The following is an 18,653-nucleotide window of genomic DNA, read 5'->3' as shown; positions in this document are numbered from 1 at the left end:
GTTCCGTGTGGTACTGTTTAAATTCTATTTAATGTTTAGGCTGAAAGGCATCTTAGCCTGAATTCCCTCTTGTTTGGTAAACTCTTTGAATTCTTTTATTACCTGATAGGCTTCGGTACCGATTTCTTCCTGTATAATGGACTCCCCGATCTTGGATTTAACCGCACCATAATCTTCCATAAACTGCTCGAATCCAGATTTATACTTGGGGTACTTTCGTACACCGTAATCGCTTAATCCGGCCATTTCTGCCGCTGCAGCAATGGCGTCCTCCAAGTTACCAAGTTCATCCACCAATCCCAGAGCTTTCGCATCTACACCGCTCCAGACCCTGCCTTGTGCCACCTCGTTCACCTTTTCTACGGGCATGTTCCTACCTTGCGATACACGACTTAAAAAGGTTTGGTAGGTTTCCTCGATACTTTCCTGCATTACATTTCGGAACGAGTCCGACATGGGCTCAAAAAAGGAATAATCCACAGAATTTGCGTTGGTACCCACCTGCTCTGCGTTCACCCCTATGTTTTTGGCCAATTCGTGCATATTGGGTATAGTTCCAAATACCCCAATGGAACCCGTAATCGTGGTAGGCTCTGCAAAAATTTTATCCCCTGCCACACCTATGTAATATCCTCCTGATGCGGCAACGTTTCCAAAGGAAACCACCATAGGCTTTTCCTTTTTGGCCAATTGCATTTCGCGCCAAATGATATCGGATACCAATGCGCTTCCCCCTGGAGAATTTATACGCACCACTATGGCTTTTATATTCTCATTGTCCAGCGCTTTGTGCAAGGCGTCCACGATCAGTCCCTGACCAATATAATCCCTGCCGCCCTCGCCACCGAGAATTTCGCCTTGAGCGTAAATCACGGCTATTTTATCGGAACCTGTCTTCAGTTTCTTTTTGCTGGAGTTTTGAATATAATCTCTTAATCCCACATACTCCACCTCATCGTCTTCCTCAACACCTATTTTCTGCTTGATCAAGTTTTCGTATTCATCGTAGTGCAATGCTCCATCCAACAATCCGGAAGCAATTGCATACTGAGGTGTTCTGCCCCCGAGTGTGTCGGCAATTCTATTTAAGTTTTCTGGGGCAATATTTCTGGATTCCGAGATATCCTCCACCATAATATTCCAGATAGAAGTTATCAGTTCCTTGATCTGTGTACGGTTTTCATCGCTCATGGTATCGGAAAGAAACGGTTCTACCGCACTCTTATATTTACCATGGCGAATTACTTCCATTTTTATTCCTGATTTTTCCTGTAGCTCTTTGTAAAAAAGCACCTCGGTGGACAATCCCTTAAAATCGACCACACCTACGGGGTTTAGGTACACTTCGTCCGCAGCGGTCGCCAGATAGTAATCGCGTTGGGCGTACACATCGGCATGTGCCATAACAAATTTTCCATTCGATTTAAAATCGATAAGTGCATTTCTTATTTCCCTTGTCTGCGCCATCCCGGCCTGTAAAAAACCAGTGGTTAAGCTAATTCCTTCGATATTAGCGTCATTTTTGGCAACTTCTATGGCATGAAGGATCTCATCCAGCCCAAACTCCTCTGTCCATATAGATGCAAAAGGATCGGTTTCATCCTTTCCCGTATAATCCATAATGGGTGCCACAAAACTAATTTCCAATACGGAGTTCTTTTTTACCAAAACACCGTCTTCCGCACTGCCTACGAGCACCATAAAAATAAAGAACATGCCCACCACGATCATAAATGCCACTAAGCTTCCCAAAATAGAAGCAAGCAGGTTTCTCAAAAACTTCATGCAATAAAATTTAATACACTTCAAATATAACCATTGTAGTAATGTTTTGTTTACTTTGTTTCTTCGATTATGAACAGAAAACAAAAGGTATATCTTTCTTTGGGCAGTAATATGGGCAATCGCCTTGCTACGCTACAGAAAGCCATTTTCCAGATTCAGGGAAAAACGGGCAAGATATTGGATATTTCCTCGGTCTACGAAAATCCTGCCGTGGGGTTCGATGGTGGTGATTTCTTCAATATTGTTGTATCCTTACTTACCCCGCTGAAACCCAAAGAACTACTGGATGCCCTTTTACAGATCGAAGAGGATTTTGGCAGAAAACGAATGGACAGTGGATATAGTTCAAGGACTTTGGATATCGACATAATATACTATGGTACGGAAAGCATAACCAATGAAAGTCTGGTGATCCCCCACCCGCAAATGCAGCACAGAAAATTTGTTTTAAAGCCACTGAGCGATATTGCCCCCCAATTCTATCATCCGGTCCTACAAAAGGATACCCGCAATCTTTTGCAGGAGTGCAGGGACAAGAGTGAACTTACAAAGACCAAACACAAACTTTTTAAAGATAGGAGCGGGCTTTTTTCCCAACTACAATTAATTGCCATAGAAGGCAACATTGGAGCGGGCAAAACCACTTTGTCCAAAATGATATCCAACGATTTTAATGCCAAGCTGGTTTTGGAGCGTTTTGCGGACAACCCATTTCTGCCCAAGTTTTATGAAGACCAGTCCCGTTACGCTTTTCCATTGGAAATGTCGTTTTTGGCGGATAGGTACCAGCAATTTATGGACGATACTTCCCAATTTGACCTGTTCAAGAATTTTATGGTGAGTGATTACGATATATTCAAATCCCTGATTTTTGCGAAAGTGACCCTGCAAAAAGAGGAATATAATCTATACCGAAAGGTTTTTAACTTTATGTACAAAGAGGTTAAAAAACCAGAGATCTATCTCTACCTCTATCAAAATACCGAACGGTTATTGGCCAACATTAAAAAAAGAGGTCGCGATTATGAGCAGAATATAGACCCTGCCTATCTGGAAAAAATCAACAGAGGATACTTGGACTTTATTAAAAGCCACCCGAGCCAAAACAGTGTGATCGTTGACATGGGCGAACTGGATTTTGTCCACAATCCAAAGGATTATGAATTTATTTTGGAAAGATTGGAAGACAATATACTTTCAACAAAGATTTAAGAGAATTTTTAGAAAAAGTTTGGATATAACGAATGGTTTTATTTTATTAGCAACCTCAATTCGAGAAACTAACTAACTCAGACTTATATATGGCCCTGTTTTTCAGGGCCTTTTTATTTGGACCTATTTTGTTTGGACCAAATATCCCATACCGTAATTCCCGCACTCACCGATATATTTAACGAATGTTTGGTGCCAAATTGTGGTATTTCCAACACCACATCGCTCATGCTCACTACCTCTTGCGACACCCCTTTTACCTCGTTTCCAAAAATCAGGGCAATGGTTTTACCTGTTTCAACAGTAAAATCATTAAGCATTTTTGCATTTTCTGCTTGCTCCACAGCTACCAGTTGCACACCGTCCCGCTGTAATTCCGCTGCCAGTTCCCCAGTATCCTTTCTGTATTCCCAATCTACACTTTCGGTTGCCCCCAATGCCGTTTTCCGAATATCCTTGTGCGGCGGAGTGGCGGTAATTCCACAGAGGTAAATTTTTTTCACCAAAAAAGCATCTGACGTACGGAATACGGAACCAATGTTGTTCAAACTGCGAATATTATCCAAAATAATAATGATGGGCGACTTTTCCGCTGCTTTAAAACCATCGATATCCAATCGGTCCAGTTCGCTATTTTCCAGTTTTCGATTCATTTTTTAAACATTGGGGTAAAAATATCAACAAAAATTTTTGATGGGCAGCGAAAACAATATATTCGTTTTTAACCCAATTTTGGGCAAAAGTAACAGAATTAAATCGCTTTGGCAGCCAAGAAAAAAATAAAGAAGGTTACCCCGCTGATGCAGCAGTACAACGCCATCAAGACAAAACATCCTGATGCCCTGTTGTTGTTCCGTGTCGGGGATTTTTACGAAACGTTTGGGGAAGATGCGGTAAAAGCCGCCAAAATATTGGGGATTATTTTAACCCACCGGAACAATGGAGGGGACAAAACGGAACTGGCCGGATTTCCCCACCACTCCTTGAACACCTATTTGCCGAAATTGGTAAAGGCCGGGCAACGTGTGGCCATTTGCGACCAATTGGAAGACCCCAAACAGACCAAAAGCATTGTAAAACGTGGCGTAACCGAACTTGTCACTCCCGGTGTTGCCCTGAACGACGATATTCTCTCCGCAAAAAGCAATAACTTTTTGTGCGCCGTACATTTTGGGCGAACAAAATTAGGGGTTTCTTTTTTGGACATTTCCACAGGAGAATACCTAACTTCCGAGGGTTCGGTGGAGCAAGTGGACAAGTTGCTTCAGAATTTTTCGCCAAACGAAGTTCTGGTATCCAAAAAGCACAGAAAGGAATTTGCGGATTGCTTTGGCAACCATTGGCACAGTTTCTTTTTGGAAGACTGGATTTTTCAGGAGGATTACGCCCAAGAGAGCCTCAACAATCATTTTGGTACAAAAAACCTAAAAGGTTTCGGCATAGACCACCTTACCCACGGTATAATCGCCTCCGGAGCGGTTTTGCATTACTTGTCCGAGACCCAGCACAGCCGACTTCAACATATCAACAAAATACAGCGCATTGCAGAAGAGGAATATGTATGGATGGATCGATTTACCATTCGGAACCTGGAACTTTACCACTCTTCCCACCAAAATGCCGTAACCTTATTGGATATTATCGACAGGACCATTTCCCCCATGGGGGGACGACTCCTAAAGAGATGGTTGGCCCTACCCTTAAAAAACGTTGACAAGATCCAACAAAGGCATCAGGTAGTCGCCTATTTAAAGGAAGAAGACGAACAACTTAACCGGATTCAGGGATACATCAAACAAATGGGAGATTTGGAACGATTAATTTCCAAATTGGCCACGGGCAAAATCAACCCAAAAGAAGTGGTCCAACTCAAAAATTCGCTGGAGGCCATAGTTCCCATCAAACAACTATCCGAAAAGAGCACCAACGAATCCTTAAAACGGATCGGGGAACAATTGAACCATTGTGAAGGACTCCGCTCAAAGATAAAAACAGTGCTCAACGAAGAGGCTCCGGTAAACATTGCCAAAGGCAACACCATTGCCCAAGGTTACTCAGAAGAACTGGACGAACTGCGAGGTCTTGCCTTTTCCAGTAAGGATTATTTGGATAAAATGTTGGAGCGAGAAACCAAGGAAACCGGGATCACCTCCTTAAAAATAGCATCGAACAACGTGTTTGGTTACTATATAGAAGTAAGGAACACCCATAAGGACAAAGTCCCCGAGGGTTGGATTCGCAAACAGACCTTGGTCAATGCCGAACGCTATATTACCGAGGAGCTCAAAGAATATGAATCCAAAATATTGGGAGCCGAGGAACGAATCTACCAATTGGAGCAACAACTTTTTGATCGCCTTTTGGTTTATATGCAGGAATATATTGCACCGGTACAGCACAATGCCCAACTTATCGCGGAACTGGATTGTTTGTCCGGGTTTGCACAATTGGCAAAGGAAAACAACTATGTAGCCCCTTCGTTAAACGATTCCACTACATTGGATATTAAGGAAGGGCGCCACCCTGTTATTGAAAAGCAATTACCGATCGGCGATGCTTATGTAACCAACGATGTGTTCCTTGATAGGGAAGAACAGCAGATCATTATGATAACGGGACCCAACATGAGCGGTAAATCTGCTTTGTTACGACAGACTGCCCTTATTGTGCTTTTGGCACAAATGGGAAGTTTTGTTCCCGCAACAGAGGCTACCCTGGGTGTTGTGGACAAAATATTTACCCGAGTAGGTGCCAGTGACAATATTTCCATGGGCGAGTCCACTTTTATGGTAGAAATGAACGAAACAGCCTCTATTCTGAACAATCTATCGGAGCGCAGTTTGGTCCTTTTGGACGAAATAGGTAGAGGAACCAGTACCTACGATGGAATTTCCATTGCCTGGGCGATATCGGAATATTTGCACGAGTATCCTGCCAAAGCAAAGACCTTATTTGCCACACATTACCACGAACTCAACGAAATGACCAATATTTTTACCCGAATAAAAAACTACAATGTATCGGTTAAAGAACTGGAAGATAATGTGCTTTTCCTTAGAAAGTTGGTGCCCGGCGGGAGCGAACACAGTTTTGGAATCCATGTGGCCAAAATGGCCGGCATGCCGCAACAAGTAATACAAAAGGCCAATAAAATCCTGAAAAAGCTGGAAAAAACACATTCCAGTGAGGAAATGACGGACAAATTACAGTCTTCCCAGAATGAGATGCAACTCAGCTTCTTTAATCTGGACGACCCTTTGTTGGAAGAGATCAAGGAGGAAATCCTGCACTTGGACATTGATACTCTGACACCTGTGGAAGCTTTGATGAAATTAAACGAAATCAAACGCTTGTTGAGTAAAAAGAAAAAAGTTTCTTCCTGAAAAAATTCTTTTATTTTAATAGAATTGTTTTAAATTTGCATCCGCACTTGGGAAAAGTGCAAGTTCTTTTAAACGCGAAAATAGCTCAGTTGGTAGAGCATCACCTTGCCAAGGTGGAGGTCGCGGGTTCGAATCCCGTTTTTCGCTCGATTTCGACTCCGCTCAGTCACCACGGGTGGAGTTTTTTTTTACATACAAGTCCTGCTCGAGTGGTGGAATTGGTAGACACGCCGGACTTAAAATCCTGTGGGCATTTTGCCCGTGCGGGTTCAAGTCCCGCCTCGAGTACAGAAATCCCTTTTAACTTATTGGTTATTAGGGATTTTTTTATTTTTAAATAATAAGTTACGTTTCTGCCATCCATCAACCCAAACTAGGTATACATCAATTCAAACACTGCAACCATCAATTCAACGTCCGTTGTTGGCTTTACATGCTTACATTTAAACATAACTAACTGTATACCTAATTCTTATGAAAAACTCTATTCTTATTAAATGTACATTGTTGATTTTATGCATTTCCTTTAATTCCTGCTTAGTCCAAGATGGGGAAGATGGTTTAGATGGGATTGATGGTAAAAATGGAATTGACGGAATCGATGGAATCGATGGCATAAATGGACAAGATGGTCAGGACGGCGCACCGGGAGCAACAGGACCACAAGGAGATCCTGGTAATGATGGGCAAGATGGTGCAGGGCTCGACCAAATGGCACAATATGGATCTATTACTATGAATTTGAATGGTACAAGACCAGATGATATGGCCTTTACTGACAATACTGAATTTAGATTCTTAGGCCTTGATGGTGAAGATTTCGTTGACTATAACATAGTAGTTCCAACAGTTATGGGTGTCGATACCCAATATTTCTTCAATTTCCGTAGGTTCTTAACAGCTCCCGATGGCACATACAACCCTACCTATTTTGACTGGGAAGTAACCATTACCAACCCTGGAGAAGCTACAGAAACAGTTGATTTAGTCGAAACTACCTTGAACAACTATGGTGTAATTGGTGAAGACAATAAATATTTTTTACTTGATGAGGGTTACGATTCTGATGGTGTTGGGATATCGAATATGCAACTGATCAATATTACATATGAATCCGAAAATGGCAATCATCTTTCTTTTTCCTATTCCTTTACCGTTGATGCCGCAAACAACGGGTCCGGCAACGAACTAAACGTATCGGGTGAAGTAGATGTCTATTTATTTGAACTAATAGAACCTTAATCGATAGCAATAGCCTAAAAAGCCCCGCACTAAAAGTGCGGGGCTTTTTATTTTATTATCCTTTAATTACGTTAACAAATTACCATCCTCATCCCACTCGGCAATAATGCCGCGTTTGCTCTGGTCCACACACTTGGCCAGCCATTCCTCTTCATAGGAAACACCGTGCTGTTCCAACACATCATCAGGGACACCATCCCAAACATTGGGCATATTGCCCTTATACCCTATTTCTTCTATCCCGATTTTTGTGGTATAAAATCCCGTCATGGTAAGGTTACGGACCAAGGAGAAGAAATTCACTTCAAATGGTCGTTCATTGCCCGGCACTTCGGGATCATAATAGGCAATTTCATCCAAAATAGCTTTTTGTTGTGCTACGGTCGCCGTTTTAAACTCCACCCCATATTCGGTGTTACATTTATGATCCAACCACATAATTCCACCACGGATATCGGGCTGGAACGCCTCATTGTCCTTGCACATGAACTCTATAAAACTGACCACATCGGCATCCGAGGCTGCTTTGAATGCCTCCGAAGGGGGCAAAATCAAATCACAAAGTATCGTAAGTGTTTCTACCTCGTGCGGATTCAAAAACTGTTCGTCCTGTAGTTCATTGATCAACTCCGTTTCCAAAGGCACCCTGCCCGGATACGTTATTTTTGGGGCCTCCACCAATTCCTTCGCCTCCGTAGATGGCTTGCATCCGTGAATGGCCAGTCCACCGGCCACGGAGCCCAATACTATAGATTTTAAACTCTTTCTTCTGTCCATTGCCTTAAATGTTTTGTTGTTTCAATTGCTCCACAATATATTCCGATGCCCTCATGGAAAGTGCTAAAATGGTCCATGTACAATTCTTGTCCGCTTGGGAAGTAAATGGTCCTGCATCCACAATAAACACGTTGTCCACATCGTGCAGCTGCTGGTATTTGTTCGTCACCGATGTCTTTGGATCGTCGCCCATTCGCGTAGTGCCCACTTCGTGGATGATGTTGCCCGGATTGTGCAAGCCATAATTGGTATCCTTGCCCGGTTTGTCGCCCAAAGGCTCACCACCCATATTGATCAAGAGCTCTTCAAAAGTATCTTGCATGTGTTTGGCCTGATTGATCTCGAACTCGCTCCATTTGTAATGGAAACGCAATACGGGAATACCAAACTCATCCACCGTGGTTGGGTCTATCTCACAATAATTATCTTTCCGGGCAATAGACTCACCACGACCGGCCATGCCCACAACGGCACCATAATATTTTTTGGCATCGCTGCGCAGTACATCGCCATAACCTCCCACTTTGGTTCCAAAGAACTTATTGAACTCATTGACATTAAATCCAAAGCCATAGCTGGGCATTCCCATGCCGCCCCATACTTCTATATGATATCCTCGTGGAAAATCGAGCTTGGAATTATCGCCCCACCAAGGTGAGTACACATGCATACCCCCCACGCCATCTTCGTTATAGGAAACTTTTCGGTTCATTAGATCTGGAACAAAGGCCGCTCTTCCGGCACCGGTAGAATCGTGCAGATACTTTCCGACAACATCGCTACTATTGCCCAATCCGTTCGGGTGTTGCTTACTTTTGGAATTCAATAAAATCCTAGCTGAGCTACAGGCAGATGCTCCAAGTACTACCACTTTTCCCTTGAGCTTATATTCTTTCCTATCTTCTTTATTGATGTAAGACACCCCTGTTGCTCTTCCTTCTTCGTTTGTGGTTACTTCGCGCACCATACAATTGACAAACAAATCGATCTGTCCTCCATTTTTTTGCGCCGGGAAAATGAGACAGGTACCTGCTGAAAAATCGGCATATACTTGACACGCTCTATTACACTGCCCGCAGTAGAAGCAGACCCCTCGCTCATTATTGATCTTTTTGGTGAGCATGGACATCCTTGATGGGTATACCGGAATATTACTCTTTCTGGCCCCTCTGATGTAGAACAGTTCGTGCAATCTGGGTTTAGGCGGGGGTAGAAAAAAACCATCGGGATCATTGGGCAGCCCCTCATTGGTACCAAATACACCGATCATCTTATCTACCTTATCATAGTACGGTTTTACATCATCATAACTTATGGGCCAGTTCTCGCCATGGCCATCCACATCTTTGTGCTTAAAATCCTTTGGACCAAAACGTAACGAGATTCTTCCCCAGTGATTGGTTCTTCCTCCCAACATTCTGGAACGGAACCATTCGAATTTTGTCCCATCCTTTTGGGTATACGGCTCACCTTCAATATCCCAGCCGCCGTAGGCAGCATCAAAATCACCGAAAGGGCGAAATCGGGTACTGGCCCCGCGCCTAGGACTCTCATAAGGCCATTTTAATTGGGTTTGATGTTCTGGTTTGGCCGGGTCAAAATATGGACCTGCCTCTACTACGGCGACTTTTAGCCCAGCTTCCGAGAGTACTTTGGCAGACATGCCACCACCAGCCCCGGAACCAACAATTATGGCATCGTATACCGTGGAATTTTCAATAATTTGCATTGGTTTATGTTTGATTTAGTTTTAAATGCATCAAAATCAATATGTTGAAATTTTGAGAAAATCTCCGTGATTGATATAAGATGCCTCTGTGCGTACTAAAGATACTTTTTCCAAATATAAATTCAGTGTCTTTTTCCTATTTATCTGAAGACGGATCCAATCAAATGGAATCTGTAAACTTTAAGTAAAAAAAACATATCTTCCACAAAGAAAACCAACCATTACACTATATGAAAGCATTGTTAAAAGCGCTTGGACCGGGCCTATTGTTTGCCAGCATGGCCATTGGAACTTCGCATTTGGTACTATCCACCAAGGCCGGAGCCCAATATGGATGGGTTATGATCATCCCTATACTTTTAGCGAATTTGCTCAAATATCCTTTTTTTGAATTCGGTATTAGATATACGACCATCACCGAAAAAAGCTTGATCGAGGGATACCACAATCTGGGAAAAACCTACTTGTGGATCTATGCGTTTGTTACATTGATCTCCACCTTTACCATTTTAGCTGCCTTGTACGTGGTGACTGCCGGTTTGTTTATGAATTTGTTCAATGTTGCATCCGTTGGTGCAGTTGTAATTTCGTTGGGGCTATTTGTATTTATCAGTTTAATCTTGATCATAGGAAAATATAGGTTCCTAGAAAATTCCCTGAAAGCCGTGATCACCATTTTATTTGTGGCCTTGTTGATCACAACGGTGATGGTGCTCCAAAAAGGGCCGGTACCCCACAGTGGGTCGTACCAACGACCGGAAATTTTTAACGAAATAGGCATTTTGTTTTTGATAGGTCTTGTTGGCTGGATGCCCACGGCCGTTGAAGCATCGGGGTGGGTAAGCCTTTGGGGCATGGAAAACCTGAAAACCATGAGAAACAAGCCAACACTAAAAATTGCCCTTCAGGAATTTAACGTAGGTTATGTACTCACTGCGGTACTGGCCATCTTTTTTATGATCATTGGCTGGATGACTCTTTACGGAACTGGCACGGAACTCAGTGGCAATGCAGTGGTCTTCGCCGATCAATTGGTCAATTTATTTACAACCCATATAGGAAGTTGGGCTTACTTTTTTATTGCAGTGGCCGCTTTTGCCACTATGTTCAGCACATGCATGACCGCCCATGATGCCATATCGAGGGTAAGCTTGGATGTTTTACAAAAGCTGCTCCCACAAAAAAACATCTACAATGGCAAGCACTCTTTTGCACTTATGGTACTTGTTATGGCTTGGATCAATTGGATCGTAATAAGTCTTTTTAGCGCCAACATGGGCGATTTGGTAGGATTGGCCACTTTTGTATCCTTTGTTTTCGCTCCCCTACTCGGTTGGATGAACTTAAAAACCGTTACCGGTAAGGATGTTCCAAAGGAACATAGGCCCAAGATAGGCCTAAAGGTACTTAGCTATTCGGGAATTGTTTTTCTTTCGTTGTTCGCCCTCTACTATTGCTGGGTTCTGACCAAGTAAACTAATCGAACATTACATTGTCGTTTAGCACAACGATCAGCGAACGCTGGTTCTGCTTGTGCAAGGTCTCCAAACAAAAAACACCATTGGTACAGTTGTTCAGTATTTTATCCTCCCCATATCCGATGGAATATAACACACTGGTCGCAGGCACCCCGCTTGCCACTAAATATCTTTTTATGGCATCCGATCGTGCCTGGGTAAGCTTAAAATTGGTACTGCTCCCCCCTCGGCTATCGGTATAGGTTTCCACTCGTAATTGAGCTTCCGGAAAAGCATTCATAAAATCCACCACTTTTGTCAGCTCATTTTTTATGTTATCGGTAAGGTCCGTGGATCCATTGTCAAAATAAAAATCATCTAGCTTTACCACTTTTTGACCCTCCCTTTCCTCCACCAGGTCATCATATAAAGAGACCCCGATGGTATAGGATTGTTTCTGGAGCGCATCCAATTGTTCCTGTCCAAATTGTTCTATAAATCGGGAGTAGCGTTCTTTGGTCGCTTCTATGACCACTTCGGTTTCGTAGGGCACTTCCAATCGATAGGCCCCATTTTCATCGGATGTTGTGGTCGCAATCTTTTCGCCATCCATGTTCCATAGGCTCACCACAGCATTGGCAACAGCATTTTGGTTTTGACTATTTACTACCTCGCCCTTAAAGGTTAGCGTTTTAAGCCCCGGTTTTTCATCGACCTTAAATCCATAAATGTCATCCTTTCCTTTTCCTCCGGGCCGGTTAGATGCGAAATACCCCAATAATCCATCTCCCTCGTTCCTTATGATCAATCCAAAATCATCGAACTCGGTATTGATTTGGTTGCCTAGATTGATGGGAATACCGAAATCTTCACCTTCAAGGTTGGATTTGTAAATATCCATTCCTCCGAGGCCGAAGAATACATCAGAAGCAAAATAAAAACTGTTCTCGAATATAAACGGAGCTATTTCGTTGCCCGAAGAATTGATACGCGGCCCCAAATTGATGGGCGCCGACATTACCTGTCCGTTGTTGGTGTACACAAAATAGATATCCGTACCGCCATAGCCATCCTCAAAATCCGCAGCAAAATAAAGTTTACCGTTGCGGTCGTCGTAGAACGGATAATAAAATGAGGTGCTCAAATCCTTTAATAAAAGCTGATGGCCACCTCCAATGGTCTGTTTGGCAATGGACAAGGCGTTTTTTCCTTTGGAATCGAAGGCCAGCTCCCCATTTTGAGTATTGGATGCCACATAGAACACACTGTTCAGGGCCGAGGAGAAAGATGGTGTTGCTTTATGATAATTCGTTTCCTCCAACCCCTTTAAGGTCTTAAGAGACCTGATCTGACCGGAAGGCTGGATCTCTGATTCGTAAATATTGAAATAGCCCTCGTTGCCCGGTTCGTATCGCAATTTTTTATTGGCAAGACGTCCACTGGAAAACAGTAGCTTATTAAGATAAAAACTTGGTGCAAAATCGGTTTGAGGACTGTTGCCCTCCAAGTTGAAAATTTCGTACTCCAATTGATTTTCGTCTGTTCCGCTTTGCAGTAATTGTTTGTTAAACTCCATATTTTCCAGCAGTTCTTTTGGAAAATTGGATGACACCCTTTCCACAAAGGCATCTACCCCCTCGCTATTCGGGGCCTTGGATAAACTCTGCAACATTTTGTTGTAATGATGAGGGTTCATGATCGTATCCTGATCATAAATCTCCATGTATGCCGCGGAAGCTTTTTCAAAATTATCGGTTTCAAAATAAGCATCGGCCAAATTCAAGAACTGTTGTTTGGTCAGCGTACCCTCGGACAGTTGTTTTTCGTAGGCCCTTGCAGCTTTTTGATACTCGTACTGGAAAAAGAAAACATCCCCTTCGGACTGTTTTTTTTGGGCAAAGCAGAAGGCAACTCCCAAAAGGGCAGCCCATAATGTAAATTGTATTTTTTTTGTTGGGTTCATGTTAGAAAAATCTTGGGGAATCTATCTGCTTACCTTTGTTTTTTGATTTTTTGTTCTTGGTTTTATTCTTACCGGAACCAAATCCACCTCTTCCAATATAAAATTTTAAAATGGCCTCGTGGGAACCCCCTCCATACTCGCCCAATCCATTGGTGTTGTAATCGTAGGCATACCCAATAAACATGGCGTTGGAAATTTGAAATCCCGCCAGTCCGCTCACGGCATTATCAAATCGGTATGCAGCTCCAATGGTTAGGGCATCGATAAACTGAAAATTTGCCGATAAATTTATGTTTACGGGCGAACCTTGAAGGTAATTTACCAAAAAAGCGGGTTTAAACTTGGTCCGGTCGCTCAATTGGAACACATAACCACCTATTACATTCAACTGCATATTGTCCTCTACAATGGTAGCTACCTCATCATTATACAAGGTATTGGTCAAAAAATTGGGTACGGAGGCCCCCAAGTACCAATCCTCCTCGTGGTACATAAACAAGCCTGCGCCCACCGTAGGGTAAAAATTATTATAATTCCCGCCCAAGATGGAAACATCCGAAGGATTTTCAAAAGTTCCTTTGGAATAATCTATGTTAAGCGACGACCCGCCCGCGTTGAGCCCAAAGGAAAGTTTGGTCTCGTCAGATAATTGGATCTCGTAGGAATAGGCCACATCAAAATAGGTTTGAGTGGAAGGTCCCAACACATCGTTCACAATATTGACCCCCAGTCCCATTTTCTCGTTGCCGAAAGGAATATTGGCGCCACCTCTAATTGTGGTCGGAGCCCCTTCGATGTCCAGCCACTGTGCACGGTACAATCCAATAATCTCTGGACTTTCCACCGTGCCTACGTAGGCAGGGTTAAAACTTCCGATGTTGTACATGTACTGGGTATATTGTGGTTCTTTTTGTGCCTGCACAAAACTTACCGCCATAACTACCACAAGCAGCAATACTTTTCTATAAATTGATAAGATTGTTATATCCGACATTTTCGTTTTTACCTTACAATTTGAATCCATCCTTTAACCACCTCTGTTCCATCTCCATTAAGATCAAGGATATAATAATAAGTTCCATTGGGCAAATCCCCATTTTTGCCTGTTCCGTCCCACGAGCTATCGTAACCGTCCATTTGGAAAACACTGTTTCCGTAGCGATCGAAAATTTCCAATTTGTTACTTTGATAGGATGTATGATCCACGAGTGTCAATGTTTCATTATCCCCATCCCCATTGGGTGAAAAGATATTACAGAGGGTTCCTGGGTCTTCACATTGACTGCGGTTGACCTTAACTTCTACTGAAGCTGTGTCATTTTCTGGATTATCATCAATGGGCAATGAGGACGATAGAGTGGCGGTATTGGTCAAGGTCCCTGCTTCGGTCACCCTTGTCCTTATGATCAAAGTGGCGTTTTCTTCCCCTACCAACTCATCAATGGTCCATTCTCCAGTAGTGTCATCATAACTTCCTTTGGAAGGATCACTGGACAAAAATTCAAATCCATCACTCAATAAGTCGCTCACAACAATATTCTGTGCCGTGCCCGTTGTCAAGTTTTCTACAGTTATGGTAAAGGAAACTTCGGTATTTAAAAGTACACTTTCATCATTGACCTCTTTGGTAATCGCCAAGTCTATAGTTTCATTAGATACACAATCCAGCACAGTAATGGTCAATTGCACCGATGATGTCTCAGCACATTCACCAACGGTTTCGGTAGTGTATTCAAACACATATGCCCCTAGGGCAAGGCCTGTAAAATCGACTATATTATCGGTTCCTATGGTTACATTGCCAGATGGATCTGTGACTACCGACCAAGTTCCAGCATCTTGCCCCATTAAACCATCGTCCAGGTCGAATGTGGTAGGTCCATCGTCACTTGGAATGCTGCAGACCGTAAGATCTTCAATCGGAATGCCCGGAGAGAGTGCATTTATTATTGTGGCCTCTACTTCTACCCGGTCGGATTCGCAGCCATTGGCGGAGGCCGAAACGTAATAGGATGTAGTCTCGGACAGGGTATTGGTGGTAAATGTAGCGCTGGTGCCCACAATGTTTCCGCCGGTAGGTGCATCGTACCACGTATAGGCTATGGTACCGTTGCCCGCTACGGATGCGGATGCGGTTAGATCCAATATGCTCGGACCGCAGGAAACATCGCCCGTGGCACTATCTATTACGGGTGTATTGTTCAACTCCAAGGTTATGGCCAACACTGGGCTTCCACAATCGTTCACATCGTCGTAGTAAAAGGCATAATAGGTTCCTGGCTCCACTACACCGGAATCGTTCAAATGTGCACCGGTCTCTTCGGGGTCGTTACTTGTACTCCAAACAAGCGTTGTACCTACCGGGGGCGTACTGGTCACGTAATCGTTTAGGTCGGCGGTGATAGCATCGCAAAACGCTATGGTTGAACTCCCACCATTAAGTGCAGGAGCGGTATTCCCGGCATCGCAAGGTCCGGAACAGTCGTTTACGGTTACGGTTATATCCACACTTTGATCAGTACATTCCCCCTGTGCTGTATTGGTAGTATACCTAAAGGTATATACTCCTTCGGGCTGCCCATCAAAATTTATTATGTTCTCGGTATTAATGGTAATGGTTGCCCCAGGTTGGGCGGACAACAATACCCAATCCCCCGCATCTGCCCCACTGAGACTGGAATCCAGATCTACCAAGGTATCACCATCACCTGCATCGCTGCATGTTCCTAAATTGGTCGCTGTTCCCGTTGTAGGTGTGGTGCTTTGGGTCAAAACCACTTGAGTGGCGTTAGTAAAACAATCGTTGATCGGATCGTAAAAGAACCCATAATAGGTGTCTGGTGTGCTCACTACACTACTGACCAAATAACCTCCTGCTGCAATATTTGCATTTGTGCTCCATCGCAGTTCTGCTCCGGCCGGTGCTGCATTCGAAATATAAAGATCAAGGTCCTGGTTAAAAGCATCGCAAAACGCTGTGCCCGCTCCATTGAATATTGGTGCCGTTGTGCCGGCAAAGCAAGTTTCTTTTGTTGATGTGGCTGTGGCCGGTGCACCAGCGCCATTAGTATTGGACAAGACTACGGAAAGCGATATGGTACCATTACCAAGCCCACTAAGGTCGATACCCGATATTTGTTGGTCCAAAGATGTTATTGGACCATTCCCAACAACATTCGTCCCACCCCCACTACTACTAATAGTGTAATTGTATGAGGCATTTACTTCTGCATTTGAAAATGTAAAGCTTATATTATTTTCGTTGGTTTGATTTATGGGGTCTTGATCAAAACTCACCGTATACCCAGAAGGTATTGAAGTTAATTTCACTGCAGTATCGGAGGTTTCAGGACCTTCCGTTCCCAAAACATTACTCACAGTAACCGTTAAGGTAATGAGGCCATCTTGCAAACTACTTAAATCTATACCGCTCACGGTCTGGTCAGAAGAAAGTACTAGCCCTCCTCCTGTTACCGAAGCTACATTTCCATCTGCATCACTTGTAAATGTATAATCATAGGATGTTAAAAATGTCGGAGCTCCTGAAAAAGTAAAACTCACTTCATCCTGATTTGAAGAATCAATTGGATCTTGATCTATAGTCACGGTATATCCAGAGGGCTGTACATCATCTTCACTAATAATATTTACCGTTGCAGAATTTGACCCACCAACTATATAACCTGTACCCGTATCCAATGTCACTATAACTGTTTCGGTAAGTTCTGTAAGGTTATCATCATTTGGATCCACAATAATTGTCGCATTAGTTTGACCGGTTTGGATTGCAACAGTTCCAGAAAGAGCGTCGTAATCATCCACAGGGGTAGCTGAACCAGAAACTGAATATGCTATGATAATATCGCTTCCGGTATTATTAATAGCACTTAAGCTTACCGTAAAAGCCCCAGGAGTATCACCTTGTTCAGTTGCAGTATCATCTGAAGCGATTATGGTGGCTGTAGGGATGTCGTCGTCCGTGAAGGAACTGCTGCCCAAAGCCGTGCTGATGCCAGCGTTCGCGCTCGCGTTGCTCAGGGTAACGCTAACCGCTTCGTCCGCCTCGACAACGGTGTCGCCGTTGGTCGTCACGCTCACCGTCTGGACCAGCGTAGCGGTGCCCGCCAAAAAGGTGAGGGTGCCCGTATCCGTGTCCTCGTTGCCCCCGCTTATCAAATAATCAACCGTGATGTCGTTAGATGGGTCCGATTGGTCTATGCTCACCGTAAAATCTATCGTACTTGTTCCCGCATCGCCCTCCGCAACAGGGGCGGGACTATCTATGCTGATGTCGGCCGTGAAGACATCGTCGTCCGTGAAGGAACTGCTGCCCAAAGCCGTGCTGATGCCAGCGTTCGCGCTCGCATTGCTCAACGTTACGCTAACCGCTTCGTCCGCCTCGACAACGGTGTCGCCGTTGATCGTCACGCTAACCGTCTGGACCAGCGTCGCAGTGCCCGCCAAAAAGGTAAGGGTATTTCCAGTACCATCCTCGTTGCCCCCGCTTATCAAATAATCAACCGTGATGTCGTTCGATGGGTCCGATTGGTCTATGCTCACCGTAAAATCTATCGTACTTGTTCCCGCATCGCCCTCCGCAACAGGGGCGGGACTATCTATGCTGATGTCGGCAAAATCATCATTAGTAATAGTAACCGTTGCAGTGTCAGTAATATCTATAACTTCAACAGTCCCCATAATATTATCCATAAAGATGGTCAAAGCTTCATTAACTTCAATTGTACCATCTGTTGTTGGAATTACGTCAAAAGTTTGAGTTTCTCCAACAGTACCTGAAAAAGTAAGGGTTTGACTCATAATTTGCGTATAATCGCTATCAACAATGGTTGCAGTACCATCGTTTGTATTGACGTCCACTGTAAAACCACCCACAATAGGTACAAGCGTATTCAATGTTGCCGTTAATGTTATGGCTCCATCATCTTCCAGCCCATTAACATCTTCAATGGTAATTGTAGCTTGCCCAAACCCCGTACCCATTCCCAAAACGAGAAAAAGGAACAGTAATAGGCCGCTACGAACAAGAGCCGTGGGTTGTTGTTTTAAGGTTTTTGTAAGTATGGTCGACATCGCCATTGCCATCA

The 18,653-nt window shown here is 43.6% G+C and carries 11 protein-coding genes and 2 tRNA genes; 6 read left to right on the top strand and 7 right to left on the bottom strand.

Annotation, left to right across the window (positions count from 1 at the left end; genetic code table 11):
* Positions 1-24: 24 nt before the first annotated feature.
* Positions 25-1,785, bottom strand: a complete 1,761-nt coding sequence (sppA, locus tag AB9K32_RS08755; protein WP_369884962.1) for a signal peptide peptidase SppA — start codon at positions 1,783-1,785, stop codon at positions 25-27.
* Positions 1,786-1,854: 69 nt separating this feature from the next.
* Here sppA and folK point away from each other — a divergent pair, with 69 nt between their 5' ends.
* The gene (folK, locus tag AB9K32_RS08750; RefSeq protein WP_293296594.1) at positions 1,855-2,997 is read left to right on the top strand and encodes a 2-amino-4-hydroxy-6-hydroxymethyldihydropteridine diphosphokinase; all 1,143 of its coding nucleotides are present in this window, start codon (positions 1,855-1,857) and stop codon (positions 2,995-2,997) included.
* A gap of 113 nt (positions 2,998-3,110) precedes the next feature.
* On the opposite strand, the gene AB9K32_RS08745 is transcribed toward folK, so the two are convergent.
* Entirely contained in the window at positions 3,111-3,650 is a 540-nt protein-coding gene (locus AB9K32_RS08745) for an RNA methyltransferase (RefSeq protein ID WP_293296596.1), read from the bottom strand.
* Between the two features lie 147 nt (positions 3,651-3,797).
* On the opposite strand from AB9K32_RS08745, the gene mutS reads away from it, so the two are divergent.
* The 4 genes from mutS to AB9K32_RS08725 all read left to right on the top strand — a co-directional run bounded on the left by mutS (position 3,798) and on the right by AB9K32_RS08725 (position 7,622).
* On the top strand, positions 3,798-6,380 hold the full coding sequence (gene mutS, locus AB9K32_RS08740; protein WP_369885329.1) for a DNA mismatch repair protein MutS: 2,583 nt from the start codon (positions 3,798-3,800) through the stop codon (positions 6,378-6,380).
* Positions 6,381-6,454: 74 nt separating this feature from the next.
* Positions 6,455-6,527: transfer RNA gene (locus AB9K32_RS08735), tRNA-Gly, on the top strand.
* A 56-nt stretch (positions 6,528-6,583) separates the two neighbouring features.
* Positions 6,584-6,668: transfer RNA gene (locus tag AB9K32_RS08730), tRNA-Leu, on the top strand.
* 186 nt (positions 6,669-6,854) lie between these two features.
* On the top strand, positions 6,855-7,622 hold the full coding sequence (locus AB9K32_RS08725) for a collagen-like protein (RefSeq protein ID WP_224835409.1): 768 nt from the start codon (positions 6,855-6,857) through the stop codon (positions 7,620-7,622).
* Positions 7,623-7,688: 66 nt separating this feature from the next.
* Here AB9K32_RS08725 and AB9K32_RS08720 read toward each other — a convergent pair whose 3' ends face one another.
* Positions 7,689-8,399: a gluconate 2-dehydrogenase subunit 3 family protein gene (locus AB9K32_RS08720; RefSeq protein ID WP_224835410.1), complete on the bottom strand. Its 711-nt coding sequence runs from the start codon at positions 8,397-8,399 to the stop codon at positions 7,689-7,691.
* A gap of 4 nt (positions 8,400-8,403) precedes the next feature.
* Positions 8,404-10,128, bottom strand: coding sequence for a GMC oxidoreductase (locus tag AB9K32_RS08715; RefSeq protein WP_224835411.1), 1,725 nt, complete (start codon positions 10,126-10,128; stop codon positions 8,404-8,406).
* Between the two features lie 230 nt (positions 10,129-10,358).
* Between AB9K32_RS08715 and AB9K32_RS08710 the strand changes: the two genes are divergently transcribed.
* Complete coding sequence (locus tag AB9K32_RS08710; protein ID WP_224835412.1) at positions 10,359-11,603, top strand: NRAMP family divalent metal transporter; 1,245 nt, start codon at positions 10,359-10,361, stop codon at positions 11,601-11,603.
* A gap of 1 nt (position 11,604) precedes the next feature.
* On the opposite strand, the gene AB9K32_RS08705 is transcribed toward AB9K32_RS08710, so the two are convergent.
* The 3 genes from AB9K32_RS08705 to AB9K32_RS08695 are packed head-to-tail and all read right to left on the bottom strand — an operon-like array spanning position 11,605 to position 18,639.
* Positions 11,605-13,548 carry an OmpA family protein gene (locus AB9K32_RS08705; protein ID WP_369884961.1) on the bottom strand — a complete coding sequence of 648 codons (1,944 nt, stop codon included), beginning with the start codon at positions 13,546-13,548 and terminating at the stop codon, positions 11,605-11,607.
* Between the two features lies 1 nt (position 13,549).
* Positions 13,550-14,542 (bottom strand): type IX secretion system membrane protein PorP/SprF, encoded by a 993-nt coding sequence (locus AB9K32_RS08700; RefSeq protein WP_369884960.1) that lies wholly within the window; start codon positions 14,540-14,542, stop codon positions 13,550-13,552.
* Positions 14,543-14,550: 8 nt separating this feature from the next.
* Positions 14,551-18,639, bottom strand: coding sequence for a gliding motility-associated C-terminal domain-containing protein (locus AB9K32_RS08695; protein WP_369884959.1), 4,089 nt, complete (start codon positions 18,637-18,639; stop codon positions 14,551-14,553).
* Positions 18,640-18,653 lie beyond the last annotated feature (14 nt).

This window comes from Allomuricauda sp. XS_ASV26 (genome assembly GCF_041224615.1).
GTDB classification, from domain to species: Bacteria; Bacteroidota; Bacteroidia; order Flavobacteriales; family Flavobacteriaceae; genus Flagellimonas; species Flagellimonas alginolytica.
This window is presented reverse-complemented; position numbering and strand designations above follow the sequence as displayed.